Annotated in this window: 3 protein-coding genes; 2 read left to right on the forward strand and 1 reads right to left on the reverse strand. The window is 65.6% G+C overall.

The features are described 5' to 3' along the window. Window positions 1-61: 61 nt before the first annotated feature. The gene (locus ACE026_RS16155; protein ID WP_486039867.1) at window positions 62-913 is read right to left on the reverse strand and encodes a pirin family protein; all 852 of its coding nucleotides are present in this window, start codon (window positions 911-913) and stop codon (window positions 62-64) included. Between the two features lie 227 nt (window positions 914-1,140). Between ACE026_RS16155 and ACE026_RS16160 the strand changes: the two genes are divergently transcribed. Further along, a complete protein-coding gene (locus ACE026_RS16160) occupies window positions 1,141-3,222 on the forward strand; it encodes a carbon starvation CstA family protein (RefSeq protein WP_121038787.1) in 2,082 nt (693 codons plus the stop codon). Beyond that, complete coding sequence (locus ACE026_RS16165; protein ID WP_019183464.1) at window positions 3,222-3,446, forward strand: YbdD/YjiX family protein; 225 nt, start codon at window positions 3,222-3,224, stop codon at window positions 3,444-3,446. Before ACE026_RS16160 ends, ACE026_RS16165 begins: the two co-directional genes overlap by 1 nt. Window positions 3,447-3,492: the final 46 nt, after the last annotated feature.

A 3,492-nucleotide genomic window follows, 5' to 3' on the forward strand; every position in this document is an offset into this window, starting at 1 on the left:
GCCGCCTCCTGCACCGTCAGGCGTCATGCGCTTGCCGGCCAGCGGCCGGTGCCCACGTGCCTCAGAAGCGGCCTTCCTGGAAATCCACGAAGGCCTGCATCAGCTCCTGCTTGGTGTTCATCACGAACGGCCCATGCCGCATGACTGGCTCGCGCAGCGGGCGGCCGGCCACCAGGATCAGGCGCGCACCGGTTTCACCGGCACGCAGGCTCAGCTGCTCACCGCCGCCCAACACCGCCATTTCCTGCTTGGCCACCGGGCGCGCATCGTCACCCTCGCCGACCTCCAGGCCCCCTTCAAACACGTACGCGAAGGCGTTGTGGCCATCCGGCAGCGTGTAGCTCCAGCCCGCGCGCGCATCCAGGGTGATGTCCAGGTACACCGGATCGGTGGCCGGCTGCACGATCGGCCCCACGGTGTCACCCACCTGGCCGGCAATGACCTTGACCTGCACGCCGTCGGCCGGCACGGTCACCGGGATGTGGTCCGGCGCGAACTCCTGGTACGTCGGGTCCGTCATCTTGTCGCGCGCCGGCAGGTTCACCCACAGCTGGAACCCACGCATCTGCCCGGATTCCTGCTCGGGCATCTCCGAGTGGATGAGACCGCGGCCCGCCGTCATCCATTGCACGCTGCCCGGCGTGAGCAGGCCCTCGTTGCCGTGGTTGTCCTTGTGCCGCATGCGTCCGTCGAGCATGTAGGTCACGGTCTCGAACCCGCGGTGCGGATGGCTGGGGAAGCCGGCGATGTAGTCCTCGGCGCGGTCCGTGCCGAATTCATCCAGCAGCAGGAACGGATCCAGATCGGGCAGCGACGGCCCGCCGATCACCCGCGTCAGGCGCACGCCGGCGCCATCGGAGGTGGCCATGCCACGGATGGTGCGCAGCACGCGCACCGGGGTTGGGCTGCTCATGATGACTCCAGGGTCGGTGATCGATCAACAAGATGGCCTCGCCGGCCCCGCCGGCCAACCGTCATGCCCGCAACCGATTGTTCCAAGCGTGATGTTCCGGCGACGTGCACAGACACGCGCCACACCCACCCTACGACCAAAGTACTAGCAGCAAGCCCCCGCCATTGCATTGACCCCGTCAGTGCCAAGGCGGACTCTTACGACGATCTCCAGGGAGACGCAATCTCATGAAAGGTTTTTCGAAACTGGGTTGGGCAGTCATCGCACTGCTTGGCGCATTCTGTCTAGGCACCGTCGCGCTACGCCGCGGTGAGCCCATCAATGCGCTGTGGATCGTCGTCGCTGCGGTCTCCATCTATCTCATCGCGTATCGCTTCTACAGCCTGTTCATCGCCGACAAGGTGATGCAGCTCGATCCGACCCGGGCCACGCCCGCGGTGATCAACAATGATGGCCTGGATTACGTCCCGACCAACAAACACGTGCTGTTCGGCCATCATTTCGCGGCCATCGCCGGTGCAGGCCCGCTGGTCGGCCCGGTGCTGGCCGCGCAGATGGGCTACCTGCCCGGCCTGCTCTGGCTGGTGGTGGGTGTGGTCGTGGCCGGCGCGGTGCAGGATTTCATGATCCTGTTCCTCTCCAGCCGCCGCAACGGCCGCTCGCTGGGTGACCTGGTGCGTGAGGAAATGGGGCCGGTACCTGGCACCATCGCCTTGTTCGGCGCCTTCCTGATCATGATCATCATCCTGGCGGTGCTGGCGATGGTGGTGGTCAAGGCGCTGGCCGAAAGCCCATGGGGCATGTTCACGGTCATCGCGACCATGCCGATCGCCATCCTGATGGGCGTGTACATGCGCTACATCCGCCCGGGCAAGATCGGCGAGATCTCCGTGGTCGGCCTGATCCTGCTGCTGGCCGCGATCTGGTTCGGTGGCAAGGTCGCCGCCGATCCGGTCTGGGGCCCGGCCTTCACCTTCACCGGCATCCAGATCACCTGGATGCTGATCGGCTACGGCTTCGTGGCCTCGGTGCTGCCGGTGTGGCTGCTGCTGGCCCCGCGCGATTACCTGTCCACCTTCCTCAAGATCGGCACCATCGTGGCGCTGGCGATCGGCATCCTGATCGTCATGCCGGAACTGAAGATGCCGGCCCTGACCCAGTTCGCCGCCAGCGGCGACGGCCCGGTCTGGAAAGGCGGGATGTTCCCGTTCCTGTTCATCACCATCGCCTGCGGCGCGGTCTCCGGCTTCCATGCCCTGATCGCCTCGGGCACCACGCCCAAGCTGCTCGCCAATGAGCGCCACATGCGCTACATCGGCTACGGCGGCATGCTGATGGAATCGTTCGTCGCGGTGATGGCGCTGGTGGCTGCCTCGATCATCGACCCGGGCATCTACTTCGCCATGAACGCACCGGCGGCCGTGATCGGTCCGGATGCGGTCTCCGCTGCGGCCTACATCAGCAATACGTGGGGCTTCATCATCACCCCCGAGCAGCTGGAGGCCACGGCCGCGGCGATCGGCGAGCCGACCATCCTGCACCGCGCCGGTGGCGCACCGACGCTGGCGGTGGGTATCGCGCAGATCCTGCACGAGGCGATCCCGAGCGGCAGCAACGCGATGATGGCGTTCTGGTACCACTTCGCGATCCTGTTCGAAGCGCTGTTCATCCTCACCGCGGTCGATGCCGGTACCCGTGCCGGTCGCTTCATGCTGCAGGACCTGCTGGGCAACTTCATCCCGGCCCTGAAGAAGACCGAATCGTGGACCGCCAACATCATCGCCACCGCCGGTTGCGTGGCGCTGTGGGGCTACCTGCTCTACACCGGCGTGGTGGATCCCTTCGGTGGCATCCAGACCCTGTGGCCGCTGTTCGGCATCTCCAACCAGATGCTGGCCGGTATCGCGCTGATGCTCGGCACCGTGGTGCTGTTCAAGATGAAGCGTGACCGCTTCGCCTGGGTGACCGGCGTGCCGGCCGTGTGGCTGCTGATCTGCACCACGTATGCCGGCCTGATCAAGATCTTCGACAGCAACCCGGCACAGGGCTTCCTGGCCCAGGCGCACAAGTACCAGGATGCGATCGCCAGCGGCACGCTGACCGCCCCGGCCAAGACCGTTGGCCAGATGCATCAGATCGTGGTCAACGCCTACGTCAACACCGGCCTGACCGTGCTGTTCCTGTTCGTGGTGTTCTCGATCCTGTTCTACGCGATCAAGACCATCTTCATGGCCCGCCGCACTCCGCAAAGGACCGACAAGGAAACCCCGTACGTGGCGCTTGAGCCGCACCAGATGGCGGACCTGTGATGAGCACTGAACTCGTCCCCGCCGGTCAGTACCAGGCCCACCGCCGCATCTGGCGGCGCCTGGTGCAGACCGCACGGCTGTGCTGCGGCATTCCTGATTACGACAACTACGTCCGGCATGTGCTGGAGAAGCATCCGGACCGCGTGCCGATGGACTACAAGACATTCTTCCGCGAGCGCCAGGAGGCGCGTTACAGCGGCAAGAACGGGGGACGCTGCTGCTGACCTCCGGCAGCGGATGCACACGAAAACGGCGGCGCGAAAGCGCCGC

It is taken from the genome of Stenotrophomonas sp. AGC87, assembly GCF_057333975.1.